The organism is Rubripirellula reticaptiva (genome assembly GCF_007860175.1).
Classification (GTDB): domain Bacteria; phylum Planctomycetota; class Planctomycetia; order Pirellulales; family Pirellulaceae; genus Rubripirellula; species Rubripirellula reticaptiva.
On sequence record NZ_SJPX01000002.1, the window covers coordinates 983,988 to 1,001,457 of the forward strand.

A 17,470-nucleotide genomic window follows, 5' to 3' on the forward strand; every position below is an offset into this window, starting at 1 on the left:
TTCACAGCCAAGTCTCTCCGTCCCGCAGGTCCCACTGCAAGATGCCGACCACCGAGCCACCTGAAATCCTTTGCGATGCACTGCGCCGGCTGGCTGGGTACCTGAACTTTGCTTCAGGTACCTCGGATGCGTCGACTCGAAAGGCATGGAACCTGGTCTACGATGCCGCGACGCAAGGTGATCCGCTATCAGGGTTACCTGCTTGGCTGGTCGTGCAGGACTGGCTTTCGAATACTGTCACTCGACTTGCGAAAGAACAATCGGCGTTTCGCGATGCGCATCAAGCGACTCGAGTGATCAAGTTGCTGTGGAGCGACCTGTTGCCGGAATACCTGGACTTTCATCGTGATCTGCTGTTCCATCAAGAGCCCGAGCTGATTTTCAATGGGTTCTTCATGTCGCGCGCTGCCGACGCAATTCTGTCAGTCGGCATCGACGGCGATGACAAGTCCATCGTGGCTTCGGCAATCGATCGACTGGATGACTTTGTCGGATACCGTCCGATCGCAATGCTGGAAAACAGACAGTGCCACCCTTATCGGCACGAGTTCATTTGCCCGGTACCGCTTTACATGGCGGGTGCCGGCGTTTCGGCGGGGCCTTATCGCGAGATCATTCAGCTAGCGATCGAGGCCTTGAATTCAACCGATCCGTCGGTGCTGCGTGCTGCATCGTTTGATCCCAACCGAATGCTTGAACTTTCACTGGATCCACGCGCCTACGATTTTGATCACCCCGTCAATCGACGTCCCAACTATCACTTTGGTGGATGGGACGAACGATCGATCGACGGCGATGGGTACTACGATCGCTTTATCGTTCGACAAGTGACCCTTGACGCACTGCTGCACCGATTAGCGGACGAACCTGATGCAAACCGCGACGAGTTGATGGCCGAAGCGGCGACGGTCCTGGCCGGTACGATCTTGATGGCGTCCGGAATCAGCGGATGGGGCCCCGGCGCGTACACCAGCGATATCACGCTTGGTTCGCTGATGAAGCCGATCGCGGCCTATCGCGACGACTACTACGCCGGCCGGCTATCGCAAATCAAAGGCAAGCACGGCAAACGATTGGCCGAAGAACAACAGCTTCGCCGCCAACCCTTTGGTGCGGTTCGCCAACACTTAAACGCAGCACTTGCCGAGCGACGTGCGGCACAACTGCAGCACGTCGGCCTGGCTCGCCTGTACGCGCGAATGGGTTACCCCGACGCCGCCAAACGCCAAACCGATACAGTCGCTGCGGCATCGGCTCGGATGATGTGCCGAATCGATTGTTTGATGACGCTGGGACTAAGACAACTGCGAGCGGGCGAATTGACCGAAGCGGTAAAGATCCCCGAGATCACTTTTGACATGATCAAGCGAGGCATCGATTGCGGTGCGCTGATTGATCCTTGGGACATCCTGGGTTTCGGCGCGAATTTCAGCTTGTACCCAGGCCCCGAGAGCGGCGTACATGACTCTCGCGTTGACAACCTGATTTATCTGACCGAGCAATTGTTCGGCTACATCGCGAGAGTTTGGAGCGAAGCAGCGGCCCAGAACAACGAAGTCGTATTTGACCAGATGGAACGCTGCTATCGTGAGATCGCAGAGTGGTGGCGAAGCTATGCCGCACACACGGTCGATTCGATTGACGCAACCGACCCGCTTGAATCGTACGACTCGGCAAAACTAGTCGCCCAAGCACTTCGCTTGTGGCACAAGGGCGGCGCCGCTGCGGGCGACGTCAAGTTCTGGGCGCCGCATGCCGACCTATTCGATTCGCCTCGAGCGTATTCGCTTGTCATTCAAGCCCTGCTTGAACGCGAAGACTTTGTGCCGGCAATGGCCTTGTTGGTCCACTGGCTAAGCAATGTCGATCAAGTCGGATTGCGATCCGGCGCAAGCTCACTGCCTCGCTTGTCCGAACGATGGCTATTGAAACTGCGCAGCTCGACCATCACAAAACGCGCTTACGGTGAGCCGTCGATTGACCAAATCGATTCCGGCGACACGGCTGGCGTTTGGCCGCTGGTCCGAAAGTTCTTTGATTACTTAGAAGCCAATGCGGAAGAGTATTGGTCGGCGCCGCGTTTCAGTCTGGGGAAAACCAAACCACGTCGTCGCGACTGGGATGTCGAACTGACCGCCATGGAAGGCGACGACGCTGAGGAAGACGGCTTGTTCGACGCCGCTTACGAGGGCATGACGTATCGTGACACCACCGATGATGGTATCGACGGCGCGATCCATGAATTTGGCGACGAAAGCAGTGGCGATGAGCTGGAGGCCGAAACGAAACGATTGGTCGAGCATCTCGATTTCCTACAATCATTAGCTCGCATGTGGTCCGTCGCGGCCGACGTTGCCGTCACCGATCACAATTCAGACGACCTGAAACGGCGTTGGGAATCGCTGCAGGGCTGGGCAAAACGAGCACGCGAAAATCGCGTCGGCTTGCTCGAAATGCTAGACGCCGTTCGCGGGTTCAGCATCGCACCGGCTGGCAGTGACAAGGACTCGATGCGTTCCTACGACCGGCGACGAGTGCTGCGAGATTCGTTGATGGAACGCATCATCGGAACGGCCGTTGAGATGTCGGATGCGCGGCGACTGATCAGCGGCGCAATATCTGCAATCGCTGATGGTGCGGACCTAACCTGCGACAACCCCGATGAAGCGATGGCAGCCGACGACGCACAGGCTGTCCACATGTACGCGGCATTGATCGCCAGCGACCAAGCAAAAGCACAAGCGTTGTTCCCAAATTTTGTCGAAGCGATTCGCGACAAGAACTTGCTTTACATTCCTCTGTCGCGCGGTGGCGATCCCGTTAAAATCTACGTCGCCCGCTTGCGTCAACGTGTGCTGCGTCACTTGATGCACTGGCTGCCTCGCCGTGGGCTGATCACGGAAACGTGCCGCTTGATCGAAACGGCCCGAGAAATGGAACAGCAAAATCCAATCGGCGTCGGCGCAGTCACTGAATTTGACGGACTGTTCCAAACGGGATTCCGTTCGCTGGTTGCATCGCTAGTCGAATCGACTCGGCATAGTGTGGACGGCGCCGAGCAAAAATCGAAACAAAGCGAACGCGAGATTGCAGAAACACTGATCCCGCTGTTGGAACGATTGACCGAAACGATGCTGGCGAGCTGGCTTGCACACAGCCAAACGCTCCGATTGTCGCCGCTTGAATCGGTTGCCGATGCTCGAAAATGGGAATCGTTAGTCGCGTTCATCAAAAAGTACGGCGACCCGATCTTCACCCAAACGTTTTTACAACTCGGCAACGTTCGTGCAATTTTGCATCAGGGCGTCGGTGCATGGCTGCAGCGTGCACTCGAAGAAGGCGAAACGCACTTCAGCGAAACGCAACTGTTCAAAGACCTCGAAAACGGCGTCGTGCAAATCAAAGACGTCGAGCGACCGATTACGCTGGTTTACGAAACGCTGATCGATCACCACGCCGAGTACCTGGACTACAACAGCACGACGACACAAAGCGATCGTGGTGACTTGGTCTACATGTTCTTGGACTTTTTGCGTCTGCGAGTTCGCTATGAACGAATCGCATGGAATTTAAAGCCCGTCATGTGGGCGCATGAAGTTCTAGTTCGCAGTGGGCTCGACGATGCGGCCGTGCTGTGGCGAGAGAGCCTGAACGATCGGATCGGCAGCGAAGCGGACATCTACATCAGCAAGATGCGTCAACTGCAACAAACCTACGCAATGCGAATGCCGACGGTGGCTGACCGCATCTCGGAACGATTCGTTCAACCGATGACGATCGATCGAATGCGAGCACTGGTGGGTCCGGCGATGCACGAAGCCGAGCTTGGCGAATCCAACGGTGCATTTGAATTGCTTGAACAAGAAACCGAATTACTGACGCGCCATCCAACCGGCGTCGGGCTAGATGTTCCTGCTTGGCTGAACTCGCTCGAAGAAGAAGTCGAACAGCTAGCAAAACGAAATGCGTGCAGCGAAATTGATCCTCAGTCCCTGGTGACGATCGCGATTGTTCCCGTTACGATCGACCAACTGAACGAGCAATTGAATGCTGCAAAAAACCAGGGCCGACGACTGCCGCACATGAAGTGATCGGCGTGATCAGTCTTTACATTTTCGGCTCGGCTGCGGATACTGCCGCAGCCTAACGATCGACACTCACCTCTTCGCTGAGACCAAGCCCACGGATGAACACGCTTGCCATCAATCAGCTATCAACCTTGCGTTGGAGCTTCGAAGAGGATGCTGCCGCCTATGCAGCAAGAGGATTCACAGGAATCGGAATATGGCGACCAAAGCTCGACGACTTTGGACTCGACCGAACCATCGAATTGCTCGCAGACGCGGCTCTATCAGTCACATCGCTTTCTTGGGTCGGCGGTTTCACCGGCAGCGACGGACGCGCATTTGACGACGCCGTTCTCGATGCCATCGCTGCGGTGCACGATGCTGCGAATTTGCGAGCTGACTCGCTGGTCGTGCTTGCTGGTGGACGAAACAACCATATCCGAACTCATGTCAAGCGAACATTTTGCGATGCGCTTCACGAAATTGCAGCAGTCGCCGAAGACTTTGGCGTTCGTTTGTCGATCGAACCGATTCACCCTGGATGCGGAGACGAATGGTCGTTTGTCAACGATCTGCAATCCACACTCGACATCATTGAACGCGTTGCAAGCCCGAACTTAGGCTTAGTGCTAGACACCTATCATGTCGGAATGGACGAAGAAGTGATGGGGTGGCTTCCCGACGTGATTCCACACCTACACTTGGTTCAGTTTGGCGACGGCAAGCATTCGCCGATAGGTGAAATGAATCGTTGCTTGCTTGGCGAAGGTTCGGTGCCGCTGCAAACGATCTTCGAAACGCTCGCTAAACACGGTTACGATGGACCGATGGAAGTCGAACTGATCGGCGAAGATGTCGAGTCAATTCCTTATAACGACATCTTGGACCACACCAAAAACTTTTTCGATCGCATGATGGGATCGGTCAAGTCGTAGAGACCGTTTTTTCGTTCGATCATTCTGGCTTTGCAGTGATCCGTGGCTCAAACAGAGGCACACGCTCGTCCTCGGGCAGCAACTTTCGATTGACACGCTCGGGATCTTGCTGGGTCCACGTTTCTCGCATGTGCGGAGCCGACACTTGCCTTAGCAAACCGCCGTCATACCACCTACACTGATGACGGTCGGGGCTCCAATGTCGTGTCGGCAATTGGTTGTCATGTTTGACCAATCGCCAGGCTCGGACGTGAAACCGCCGATGAGTTTTCGACCAATCATAGAAAACGAGTTGGCGAAAGACTTCGCGTCCCTCGTCATCGACAAAGTGGTTCAGTTCAATCAAGTCAACTGTTTGCTGCACCGATGCCGACGAATCCGCATCCGAACCGGGTGTGATTCCGATCAACAAAAGTGACGCCATGGACATCCACAATCCCATCGTCTTCTCTCTTAGCCGAGTGCATCGAACGAAACAGTTTTCTGCCCGAAGTCGTCGCGAAAACGCTTTAGACGTTCTACCGTTATCACTGGCGTCCGCGAGGTGTAAAGACCGATCTAGACCGCTGGCAGGCTATCGAGGCCTTCTCGTGCTATTAGCGGCGGTTCTTTTCACGGACGCCCAAAAATCTGATGCGCAATCCACCGAGATCATGCCGATCAAGGTCTCGTCGCTGCCGCAGCCCCCCGAAAAAATCGCGGCGTGGATCAAACTGGGCAACGTCACCTTTGAATCCGGCACCCGACCACCATCACGCGAATCAGCCGATGGACCGCGAATCACCGGCGAAACGCGATACCGGCTGATCTACCATTTTCGCAGCCAGTCCGATTGGCGCGTCCGCGGCAGCCAAATCGTCATCCGAGTCCGGTTTAAGGACGTACGTTGGCAGACCAGCCACGTCATTTGGTTTGAAAACCGCCCGGATGCAGACGGTTTCTGGGACAATCAATTGGTTCGGCATGAATTTGACCACGTTGAGATTTCAACCGATCCACGCATTGAAAAACTGTTTCGCAGCCGACTAAAAGACACCTCCGTGATTCAGCGACCAATCCAACCGGGCATTCGAATCCGAGAAGCCGACGTTGACAAAATCGTCGAAGACACAGTCAGGAAGATGTTCGACGAGATCAGTGAGCTGGTCGAAATTCGGTACAAAGAGCTCGATCGAATCACCAATCACGGACAGTTGCCGTTGCCCCCTGACAATGAAATTCCTTGGCGAAACACAGCTCCGTGACCAAACGTGTCACGGCGATATCAGATACTAATAGTGTTCAGCAAAGGAAACGTCATCACTTTGAGTTGCCCAGCGTCTGAACAACCGGTACTATATACACGTTCACTGATCGCTTGGCCGCTTGTCCAACTCCATCGGTGGCAAATTTCCAACTTTTCGGGATAAGGGACTAGGAAAATGGCAGCCAAAAAGAAAACCGCAGCATCGGGAAAACCCAAGATCGATCCAGCTCTCAAAGAAATTCTGGCACGTGAGCCAGGGCTGAAGACAACGCTCGATCAAATCGACAAGGCCTTCGGCGACGGTGCGATCATGCCGCTTGGCGCTTCGCATCACCTGGATATCGAAGGCATCCGCACCGGCAGCCTGTCGCTCGACATGGCACTAGGCGGCCAAGGGGTCCCACGTGGCCGGATGATCGAAGTGTTCGGCCCCGAATCGAGCGGTAAAACAACGCTGGCTCTTCACATCGGTGCAGAAGCTCAAAAGACAGGCGGTATCGCTGCGATCATCGACGCTGAACACGCGTTCGATCCTAGTTGGGCGAAAAAGCTTGGCGTCGATTTGGACACGCTGTTGGTCAGCCAACCGAGTTGCGGCGAAGAAGCGATGCAAATCTGCGAAATGCTGGTCAAGAGCAACGCGGTCGACGTCATCATCATCGACTCAGTCGCGGCATTGGTACCACGAAAAGAACTTGAAGGCGAAATTGGCGACAGCCACGTTGGTCTGCAAGCTCGCTTGATGAGCCAATCAATGCGGAAGCTGACCGGTGCGATCTCGAAGAGCAAGTGCACCGTGATCTTCATCAACCAAATTCGCGAAAAAATCGGTGTCATGTTCGGCAGTCCCGAAACGACTCCGGGTGGTCGCGCGCTGAAATTTTACTGCTCCTGCCGAATCGATGTTCGACGCATTGGTGCACTCAAAGACGGTGAAGAACAAGTTGGCCAACGCGTGAAAGCGAAAATTGTTAAGAACAAAGTCGCACCGCCATTCCGCATCGCCGAGTTCGATATGATGCACACCAACGGAATCAGTTACGAAGGTGACTTGCTCGACTTGGGCGCAACCCATAAGGTAGTCGACCGTAGTGGTTCGTGGTTCAAGTACGGCGAAACTTACTTGGGCCAAGGTAAGGAAAAGGCGCGTAACTTCCTGATCGAAAATACGGAAATCGCAGAAGAGATCAAACAGAAAGTATTGGAAGCTGGCGGGTACGCTGGACCACTTGAACCAGAAAGTGGCGCCGCTGATGACAGCGAAGAATTAAGCGAAGCCGAACTAAGCAATAGCTAAGTTTCAGCTTCGAAAAAATCAAGGACGGCGAGGGCGGGCGTTTGGAGAAACGCCCGCCCTCACTTTTTATCACGTCTCGCGTTCTCAACTTTTCACCAGGAAGAGAACAGCCCGCCCGACGCTCTGGCTACTCTGTCTTTCCCTTTGCTTCCATCTTGCCCCATGTATCTCGCAGCGTGACGATGCGGTTGAAGACACGAGTATTGGGCGTGCTGTCTTGGTCAACGATGAAGTACCCGAGTCGCTCGAACTGAACTCGTTCACCAATCGGTGCCTCGGCTAATTCCGGTTCGACGTGTGCTTTGATCACCGTCAGCGAATCCGGATTCAAGTGATCGACGAACGTTTGCCCCTCTTCGCATACGCTGGGGTCTTCGACCGTAAACAAACGGTCATATAAACGGACTTCGACTTCTTTGCTGTGAGTGGCGTCAACCCAGTGAATCGTGCCTTTGACTTTACGACCCGATGTGTCTTCGCCTGACTTTGATTCAGGATCGTACGTACACAGCACTTCGACCACCTTTCCGTCAGCGTCTTTTACAACGTCATGACAATCTACGATGTACCCAGCCCGCAACCGAACCGCGCCGCCTTTTTTCAACCGAAAGAACTTACGCGGCGCTTCTTCGCGAAAATCTTCTTGCTCGATCCACATTGAACCCGAGAACGCCAATTGCCGACTACCCGATGACGGATCTTGTGGATTGTTTGTCGCTTCGGTCATCTCAACATGACCATCAGGCCAGTTCGTGATCGTCAACTTCAACGGATCCAGCACCGCCATCCGTCGCGATGCGGCTTCATTCAAATGATCGCGAACCGCGTTCTCTAAACGGACGACATCGATCGTTCCGGGGAACTTTGCGATCCCAATGTCCGCACAAAAACTACGGAGCGATTCCGGCGTATAACCACGACGACGATAACCGCGAATCGTCGGCATGCGTGGGTCATCCCAGCCACTGACAAATCCTTCCTTGACCATGCGCAGCATGTGACGCTTGCCCATCATCAGCGTGCTGAGCTTCAATTTTGCGAACTCGATTTGTCGCGGATTGTGAATCCCAAGCTTTTCGCAGTACCAGTTGTAAAGTGGGCGATGATTTTCGAACTCAAGCGTACAGATTGAAAACGAGATACCTTCGATCGAATCGCTTTGACCGTGCGTCCAGTCATAGGTGGGATAGATGCACCATTTGTCGGCGGTGCGATGGTGCGTTGCGCGCAGGATGCGATACATCACCGGATCACGCATGTTGATATTCGGCGACGCCATATCGATCTTTGCACGCAGCGTCCGAGCGCCATCGGGGTATTCGCCGTCTCTCATGCCACGAAAAAGTTTCAGATTTTCTTCGACAGATCGGTCACGGTGGGGACTATTTCGTCCCGGCGCGGTTAGCGAACCGCGGTACTCGCGAGTTTCCTCTGCCGACAGATCGCAGATATAGGCATGGCCTTCGGTGATCAGCTTTTCGGCCCATGTGTAGAGCTGGTCGAAATAGTCGCTGGCGTAGTGCAGGCTATCCCATTCGAAGCCGAGCCAGCGAATATCTTCCATGATCGACTCGACATACTCGACATCCTCTTTGACGGGATTCGTGTCGTCGAAACGCAGATTGCAGGTGCCGCCGTAGGTCTTTGCCAGACCAAAGTTCAGGCAAATACTTTTTGCGTGCCCGATATGCAGATAGCCATTGGGCTCGGGCGGGAAACGCGTAAAGACTCCTTCGAACCGTCCCGACGCCAAGTCGGCCTCGACGGCTTGTTCGATAAAGTTCTTGGATTCGCGGACTTCGGGAGTATCGGTCATCAGGTTCGCTTCGGTGATTCGGTCATTGAGGAACTCCCCAAGATTAGCGAATCAACCGTTTAACGCCCAGCCGAAGAAGGCCGACACGCTTCAATCCGCGGTCGGGGCTTCGGCAGCGCGTCTGAAAGCAGGCAAAGCCAATTACATCGCCGCCGATTCGGGCGTTTGTAGCGTTCGGATGAAATTGATTAGATTCCAAACGTCTTCTTGTTCAAATTCGCCGTCGACGAACGTGACGGCCGGCATGGGAGTCCCGTCGATGCCTTGGGTGATTCGGCGAAACAGCTCCTCGGACGACGCTCCGCCACGGAAAGTGCCTTCAGCAAAGTTCCGAGGCAACGCATTACGAGGCTCGAAGGCTCCACGAGCCATCATCGGAATCAAAGCTGCGCGATCCTCGGGTTTAAGCCCGACTCGCGTCGTCCAGTCTTTGGTCCAATCGTCGTAGTCGGTCGTTTGGCCATTTCCGAGACCATTGTCACCGTGGCATTTGTTACACGCGGCCAATTTACCGACGAACAACTGTTGGCCGCGTTCGACCGATGCCTTGAACGCCGCGGCTTGATCACCGTGCGAAAAGTTAACAACGTCCTGATAGTTTTCGGCCAGCGGCAAACCCGGCGGTGGCTCAGGAACTTCCAACACCTCATCATCCGCTTCCAACCATGCGTCAGCAATGTCAGCGACGTATTCTTCGGCGTAGCCCCAGTCATCCTCGTACTGTTCGTACAACGCCAACTGAGCTTTGACATCTTCGGACAACGACTCTTCGTCCACATCAGCAGCTTCCTCCATCGACTTCTTCAGTGACTCGTCACTGCGAATCTTGTCGGCGAATTCGGTGTTGATGATCCGGCCGCCGTCTTCAATGATTCCATCAAACATCGCTCCATCAATCGCCTGACGTTCCAACTCGCCTCGCCATGATAGGTAAATGACGTAGTCCACCAGTGCGTCGATATCGTCGTCGGTCAGTTCAGGAATCTTCACCATTGCCGTGCCGCCGATGCCATTACGAATCAGCTTTGCAAGATCGTTCTTGGTCGGCTTTACACCACGCGGAGTTGACTTGAACTTGAACACGCCCATGCGATAGTCACGCGGGTACGGCATTTGGATCGCGCCGGTCGGCCCACGCCCGTCACCTGAAACGCCGTGGCAAACCACACAGTGCTTTTGGAACAGCCCGCGACCTTCGGCGGTGGCCGGTCCAGATGCCCGAGTCAGGTTTTCGATCGACACCAACGATGCTAAGTCTTCGTCTTCGGCCACCAAACTAGGAAGCTTGGGGTCCATCGGAGTTCCGAACATGGTCGTCGCCAACCAAAACGCATCATGCGACGCCTGATCCATCGAAACGTCTTTTTGGATTTGATACTTCATCGTGTGAACCAGGTTGGGTTCAAACGCGAGTGGCACTTCCGTGCTCTTGCTGCAACCGAAAACTCCGCAGACGGAAACAACAATGGCGGCCAGCGATGACCAACGCTTGCAAAATACGTTCATAGCTTTGACTTATTTAGGCGAGAAACAACCGCTTAATTCTAGGCGGATCAAGTGCTCGATGCACCAGCACAGATTGTCGCGGCGGCTTCGAGCGCCCGATCAATCCGCGCGGCAATCTTGTCATAACCGACAATTGCCAGCGTTTCAAACATCCCGAATCCTGCGGGAGTTCCTGTCGCGGCGACTCGCAATGCATGAATGATGTCAGCCAATTCGACGCCTGCAGACTCGCAAAAATCGTGGACGATCTTGTCCGCTTCTTCGGCGGTCGACCAAGTCGCGCCGCCGCGGATCGCATCGCGGAATCCAGCGAGCAAGTCGCGAGCCTTTTCAGGTTTACAGATTCGCTTGTTGAACGCTTTGTCGTCGAAATCGAACGAGTCCAAGAAACAGTAGTCAAAGTTCAAAATATCACCGGCCATTTTCAATCGGTCGCCGGCTCCTTCGACAATCAGCCGTAGCTTTTCGTCGGCACCATCGTCTTTTAACAAGCCGGCTGCTTCGGCGAACGGTCGAACGCGAGCCAAACGTGTTTCAGTCGGCAAAGCGGCAAAGTAGTCACCTTGGAATGACGTTAATTTGCGAGGGTCAAATGAAGCGGGTGCTTTGTTGACGCGATCGAGCGTGAAGTGCTTGATCATTTCCTCGACCGTAAACTTTTCGGTCTCGCCGTCGAGCGACCAGCCAAGCAACAGCAGGTAATTCAAAATTGCTTCAGGATCAAAACCGATTTCGCGATAGAAATCGATGATGACGGGATTGAAGGTCTCGGCTTCGGTGGGGATGTTGCAACGCTCGGCGATCGCACGGCCTTGGCCAAGCAATTGAGCAAAGTCTTTGTTCTTTTCGTACTTCGCGAGTTTTCGCTTGCTCAGTTTTGCAGATCCACCGGGCTCGGCAACGTACGGCAGGTGTGCGTATTGAGGGCGCGGATAGCCGAGCGATTCCAGAATAAAAATCTGTCGCGGCGTGTTGGGCAAGTGTTCTTCGGCGCGGACAACGTGCGAGATTTGCAGATCGTGATCGTCCACCACGGTTGCCAAGTGGTACAGGCAACTGCCATCAGCTCGCTGGATTACGTGATCTTGTTCGCTTGCCCATTCCACCACGACTTCACCGCGGACTAAGTCATTGATGACGCACTGGCCTTCGCGAGGCATCTTCAAACGCACCGTCGCGGTTCGGCCTTCGGCTTCGAACGCTTTTGCCGCGGCATCGTCTTCGGCCATCCAGCGGCGGTCGTAAATAAAGTTCGCGCGGTTCTTCTCGGCTTCTTCTCGCAATGCCTGCAGTTCTTCGGGCCGCGAATAATCGCGATAGGCGTGGCCAGAGGCAAGCAGCTTCGCGGCTGCGGCTTTATGCAAGTCGCTGCGCTGCGATTGATAATAGGGTTCGTGCGGCCCACCGACTTCGGGCCCTTCGTCCCAGTCCATACCCAGCCATTTGAAACCGTCCAAGATTGGCTGTAGCGCGTCGGTAACGTTACGCCCCGCGTCGGTATCATCGATCCGCAAGATGAACTTTCCACCCGATTGGCGAGCGAGCAACCAATTGAACAGGGCCGATCGAACGCCACCAATGTGCAGGTAACCAGTTGGCGAAGGGGCAAAGCGGGTACGGATCATCACGGTAGGGGTCAAGTTTTAGGTGCCAGAGAACAGAAAGAAGCAATGGTTTTAACGCTGAAACCGGACTCCCGAAACCTGTCACGTAAAACAAGCGACTAGCCTAAGCTAACCCAGTTGTTCTCTGAGCGTCTTCATGCCTCGGTGCATCAACCCAGCGATCGCTCCGGTGGTCTTATCCATCAGCTCGGCGACTTCGGACAATTTCATGCCCTCGAGATAATGCAGCCGGATCGCTTCAGCTTGGGCCACCGGCAACCGCTCGACGGCGTCGGAGAGTTTCAAAATGTGCTCGCCGATCATCACGTTTTGGCTGGGCGTGGGCGAATCGCCAGCGAGCAGTCCTTCGAGCCGCAGCGAGCTTTGAGCCAGTTTCTGTTCCATCGACTGTTCCCGCCGCACATCACGTTTGTCGCGGTGCATGTCGCGATCGAGGTGGCACAGATGATGGGCAAGAATCTGACGTAGCCAGCCACGAAACTCGGCTTCGGTGCCGCCGCGAAAGCCGCCGAGTCCCTGGACAGCCTGCATCATCACCTGCTGGACCATATCCGACGCACCGACTTTTGCTTGATACGCTTTGCGCGCGTTCGTGCGCGCGAGCATCCGTAAGTAAGGCTCATACTTGGCGATGATCGCCGGATCGCTGACGTCGATCAACTCGGATTCGCTTTCGCTCGGGGACTCAGGTTCGCTCATGGTCTCAGGCTCCGTCGTCGTCAAACGATCTGATTCGGGTTTTAGCTAAACGTATCTTCAAGGGTCTGATCGATGGATTCGATGATCGCATCGGCCAAGATGTCGAGTTCTTCGTTGGTCGCAACCAACGGCGGCATCGCGACGATGACATCCGAGAGCGGCCGTATCCAGACGCCCCGTTCCATTGCCGCTTGACAGACTTTGCGGCCGACTTGGTGACTCGGATCGGGCGATGCTTTCGTTTCTCGATCGGCAACGATTTCGATGCCGACCATCAAACCGCGACCGCGGATATCGCCGACATTGGAATGACCGGACAGCGTGCCGATTCGTTGACGCAGATAGTCACCTTTGGCTTCGACGGACTCGACGAGATTGGTTTCGTTGAACAGGTCGATCGAAGCCAGCGCCGCGGCGGCGGCCAACGGATTGCCGCCAAACGTGTGACCGTGAAAGAACTGTTTTGAATCCGTTGCCGGTGCCAAGAACGCATCAAAGACATGGGGTCTCGCAATCGTCGCGGCCATTGGCAAGTATCCGCCGGTCAGCCCTTTGCCCATGCACATGATGTCGGGCGTTACCGACTCGTGCTCGCTTGCAAACAGACGCCCGGTGCGTCCAAAACCAACTGCCACCTCGTCGGTGATCATCAACACATTGTAGCGATCGCACATTTCACGAACCGCCGCTAACAATCCGGCCGGATGCGTGATCATGCCAGCGGCCCCCTGGACCAACGGTTCGATCACGACGGCGGCAAGCTGGTCATGGTGATGGCTGAGCAGCGTTTCAATCTGGCCGGCATAGTGCGTCAGCGGATCCACCTTGTCGGGCACCCGGTACGTGCAGGGCACCGGCCCGCGAACGGGCGAAAACAAAATTGGGGCAAACAATTGGTGAAAATACTTGATACCGCCAAGTGAGACCGCGCCAGTCGTGTCGCCGTGGTAGGCCGACCCGAGGGCAAGAAACTGAGTCTTTTGGGGCTGCGGCGACGGGCACTGCTGCCAGTACTGGAACGCCATTTTCAGCGCCGCCTCGACCGCCGATGACCCATCGCTGCTAAAAAACGTATGCCCGAGATCGCCCGGCGTGATTTCGGCCAGTCGAATCGCCAGTTCCTCGGTCGTTTCGCACGACATTCCCAGCGTCGTCACGTGAGCGACTCGGTCGAGCTGGTCGCGAACCGCAGCATCGATTTTCGGGTGACGGTGGCCGTGGACGTTGCACCACAGACTCGATACGCCATCGAAGATCCGTCGACCGTCGGTCGTCGTCAACCAGCACCCTTCGCCCTCGCGGGCGATGATCGGGTCAAAGTCGGCCATCGGCGTAAAACCACGCCAATGGGCATCTGTTATCGGCGGCGCTGTAATTTTCATCGCGTTTGAGGTTCGCGTAGACTGGGGAAGACGGTAAAACAAGGTGACCCTGCGACCCCGCTCGCAGGCGCCGAACGGCTAAGCTGTTCGGATGTCCGCGAGCGGAGTCGCGGCCCCACGAGAAAACGAACGGAGTGAGCACTCGATGGCACGCGAAGCAGTTTACCAACAATCTGATCCCGAAAAACTTGCCGACGATGGCTCGGGATCGCCACCAAACAGCGGCCAGCCCGGGGCGGGTTCGGGGGACAACATGCCCGACACTTCGCTGCGTCCCAAACGCATGGACGAAATGGTTGGCCAGCGGGATGTCATGGAACGGCTGAAGATCGCGATCGAAGCGGCTCAGAAACGAGGCGAGCCACTCGGCCACATTCTGTTCGATGGTCCACCCGGATTAGGAAAGACGACTTTTGCAACTGTCATCCCCGCCGAAATGGGAACAGTGGTGCAAATGGCCAACGGGGCTGGACTAAAAGCACCAAAGGACTTGCTGCCGTACCTGACGAATCTATCCGAAGGCAGCGTGCTGTTCATCGACGAAATTCATCGAGTACCAAAAGCGGTCGAGGAATACCTGTACACGGCGATGGAAGATTTTCGCATCGACATTGTCTTGGGCGAAGGCGTCAGTGCTCGAACGCTGAACTATGAACTGCGACCGTTCACTTTGATCGGTGCGACGACTCGCGCGGGCATGTTGAGCGCACCGCTGCGCGACCGCTTTCAAATCCGCGAACATCTTGGCTGGTACACCGACACTGAACTGTGCGAGATCGTGCGACGCAATTCGATCAAGCTAAACATGCCGATCGACGACGATTCGGCCGCAGTCATTGCCGGGCGAAGTCGCCGGACACCGCGATTGGCGAACAACCGATTACTGTGGGTCCGCGATTACTCGCAAAGCAAGGCCGACGGCAAAGTGACCGGCCCGATCGCGACGGCAGCGCTCGACATGATCGGCATCGACGTGTTGGGTTTGGACAAGCAAGACCGCGGTTACTTGGACACGCTTATGCGAGTCTTTGTCGGTGGTCCGGCGGGCTTGGAAGCGATCGCGCACACGATGAACGTCAGCGGCGACACGCTTGAAGACGAAGTTGAACCGTTTCTGTTGCGCAGCGAGTTGATCGTTCGAACTCGCCGAGGGCGGATGATGACGGCCAAGGGCTACGCTCACATGAAGCAAACCCCTCCGAAACGCCCTCTGTAAGCTGCAACGTGACTCCGCCAAAGGTTGGCGGAGTCACGCGAAAATTGTGACCGACTCTGGAAGCTAGGCCAGTCATGCCAAGTCATGCTGACCTATGACGCTGGATCTTTGCCGTCGATCCAAGGACCGCCCAACTTCATGTAGTCGGGTTCTTCCAGCGTGCTGCCTGTGTCGCCAGCGGTCCATCCGGGGATATGTTTCGCTGGCATACGCTTCTTGGAACGTTCTTCCCATCCCTTGGCCCATGACTCGTCGGCTTCGTGGATCCGCAGTTCGACTGGGTCGATCATGAACGCCTTGCCTTCTCGATAGCTCTTGGCTCCCAAGATGACCGTTGCGATCGCCGCCGCACCGAGCAGCGGATCGTTGTTGCACAGTGCAGGATCGTTTGCTTCCATCGCATCGATCCAATTTGAAAAGTGTGCGTACGTTGTGTCCGCCACTTTTTCGGTCGTGATTCGTTCGTTGGTCAGCTTGCTGTCACGAGTCACCTGCGATCGTTCAGGAACGTAATCGAACCCATCAAACTGTTCGCCATTACCAAACACGAATGACCCAAAGTGTCCGCGGATCGCTTGCTTGATCGGCGTTTCTTCGCATGCCATCGTGGCCGTCACGATCCCTTGCACGCCTTCGTGGAAGTCCGCCACGACAGTGGCAACGTCGGGCACATCGCGTCCGTCGTATTCCACATAGATGCCGCCTGCACCGACGACTCGGCCCGGGAAACGAAGCCCTGTTGCCTTTAGCATCGACGTCGTTCGGTGCACGAACAGATCCGTGAACATGCCCGAACCGAACGGCCAAAATCGGCGCCATTGTCTGTAGACTTCGCGGTCAAATTCTTGGTACTCGGCCAAACCTTCTTCCACGCCCAGCCATTTTTTCCAGTTGATGTTCTTCGGCGTCATGCCGGGTTCAAGCTTGTAGTATCGCCATTGGCCTTGAGCCGAATTGCGAAAGAATTCGGTTTGATACATCAAGACTTTGCCGAGCTTCCCGCTGGTCAGCAGTGAATTGACTTCGTTCCAAACCGGCAAGCTGGTCGATTGAACGCCGACCTGCATCACCTGTCCCGACTTTTTCCAAACGCTCAAAACTTCGAGCGCTTCGTCAGCCGTCTTGGTCATCGGCTTTTCGCAGTAGACATGCAAACCGGCGTTGAGCGAATCGATCGTTTGCTTGGCGTGCCAGTGATCCGGCGTACCGATGACCACCGCATCCAAGTCTTCCTTGGCGATCATGTCGAGGTAGTCTTCGTACTTTGCCGGAGCCGTCCCGATGATTTTCTCAATGTGTTTGGCGGCGCGATCACGGTGCTCGTTATAGACATCGCAAACGGCAACCAGATTGATAGGCCGTCCCTCGTCCTGCAGCTTTGCCAGCGTCTTGACGTGGGCTCCGAAACCGCGACCACCTGGGCCAATGAAACCGATGCGAAACTTGCTGTTGGCATCGGCGGCGCTGGTCGGCGCGGCCTCAGTGACGACAGAACCCACCGCAGCGACAGCGGCTCCGGTTTGAATGAACTGACGACGTGAAGGTTTAGTTTCGGGCATGGTGCGAGGTTCCTGAGATCAGTAGGGGGAGGGACAGAGATTGTAATCGAAACCGATTACAAATTCAGCCGTGTGATGGAGTACATTGGGAATCGTCTGTGACTCGAACCGTCGTGAAATCG

General features: G+C 55.4%; 12 protein-coding genes. 5 read left to right on the forward strand and 7 right to left on the reverse strand.

The genetic code is table 11. The features are described 5' to 3' along the window. Positions 1-41: 41 nt before the first annotated feature. Positions 42-4,091, forward strand: a complete 4,050-nt coding sequence (locus tag Poly59_RS09865) for a hypothetical protein (protein ID WP_146533892.1) — start codon at positions 42-44, stop codon at positions 4,089-4,091. Positions 4,092-4,186: 95 nt separating this feature from the next. Beyond that, a complete protein-coding gene (locus Poly59_RS09870) occupies positions 4,187-5,002 on the forward strand; it encodes a sugar phosphate isomerase/epimerase family protein (RefSeq protein ID WP_146533893.1) in 816 nt (271 codons plus the stop codon). Positions 5,003-5,021: 19 nt separating this feature from the next. Here the strand turns inward: Poly59_RS09870 and Poly59_RS09875 are convergent, their stop codons facing one another. Then, complete coding sequence (locus Poly59_RS09875) at positions 5,022-5,444, reverse strand: hypothetical protein (RefSeq protein ID WP_246151525.1); 423 nt, start codon at positions 5,442-5,444, stop codon at positions 5,022-5,024. 211 nt (positions 5,445-5,655) lie between these two features. Between Poly59_RS09875 and Poly59_RS09880 the strand changes: the two genes are divergently transcribed. Then, positions 5,656-6,246, forward strand: coding sequence for a hypothetical protein (locus Poly59_RS09880; RefSeq protein WP_146533894.1), 591 nt, complete (start codon positions 5,656-5,658; stop codon positions 6,244-6,246). 177 nt (positions 6,247-6,423) lie between these two features. Next, positions 6,424-7,545, forward strand: a complete 1,122-nt coding sequence (gene recA, locus Poly59_RS09885) for a recombinase RecA (protein WP_146533895.1) — start codon at positions 6,424-6,426, stop codon at positions 7,543-7,545. 127 nt (positions 7,546-7,672) lie between these two features. On the opposite strand, the gene Poly59_RS09890 is transcribed toward recA, so the two are convergent. The 5 genes from Poly59_RS09890 to bioA all read right to left on the reverse strand — a co-directional run bounded on the left by Poly59_RS09890 (position 7,673) and on the right by bioA (position 14,573). After that, complete coding sequence (locus Poly59_RS09890) at positions 7,673-9,361, reverse strand: glutamine--tRNA ligase/YqeY domain fusion protein (protein WP_146533896.1); 1,689 nt, start codon at positions 9,359-9,361, stop codon at positions 7,673-7,675. A 141-nt stretch (positions 9,362-9,502) separates the two neighbouring features. Beyond that, on the reverse strand, positions 9,503-10,867 hold the full coding sequence (locus Poly59_RS09895) for a cytochrome c (protein WP_146533897.1): 1,365 nt from the start codon (positions 10,865-10,867) through the stop codon (positions 9,503-9,505). 47 nt (positions 10,868-10,914) lie between these two features. Further along, on the reverse strand, positions 10,915-12,492 hold the full coding sequence (gltX, locus tag Poly59_RS09900) for a glutamate--tRNA ligase (RefSeq protein WP_146533898.1): 1,578 nt from the start codon (positions 12,490-12,492) through the stop codon (positions 10,915-10,917). A 108-nt stretch (positions 12,493-12,600) separates the two neighbouring features. Beyond that, a complete protein-coding gene (locus Poly59_RS09905) occupies positions 12,601-13,191 on the reverse strand; it encodes a sigma-70 family RNA polymerase sigma factor (RefSeq protein ID WP_146533899.1) in 591 nt (196 codons plus the stop codon). Positions 13,192-13,232: 41 nt separating this feature from the next. Next, positions 13,233-14,573: an adenosylmethionine--8-amino-7-oxononanoate transaminase gene (gene bioA, locus Poly59_RS09910; RefSeq protein WP_146533900.1), complete on the reverse strand. Its 1,341-nt coding sequence runs from the start codon at positions 14,571-14,573 to the stop codon at positions 13,233-13,235. Positions 14,574-14,718: 145 nt separating this feature from the next. Here bioA and ruvB point away from each other — a divergent pair, with 145 nt between their 5' ends. After that, positions 14,719-15,789, forward strand: coding sequence for a Holliday junction branch migration DNA helicase RuvB (ruvB, locus tag Poly59_RS09915; protein ID WP_146533901.1), 1,071 nt, complete (start codon positions 14,719-14,721; stop codon positions 15,787-15,789). 92 nt (positions 15,790-15,881) lie between these two features. Here the strand turns inward: ruvB and Poly59_RS09920 are convergent, their stop codons facing one another. Then, positions 15,882-17,348 (reverse strand): Gfo/Idh/MocA family protein, encoded by a 1,467-nt coding sequence (locus Poly59_RS09920; RefSeq protein ID WP_146533902.1) that lies wholly within the window; start codon positions 17,346-17,348, stop codon positions 15,882-15,884. Positions 17,349-17,470 lie beyond the last annotated feature (122 nt).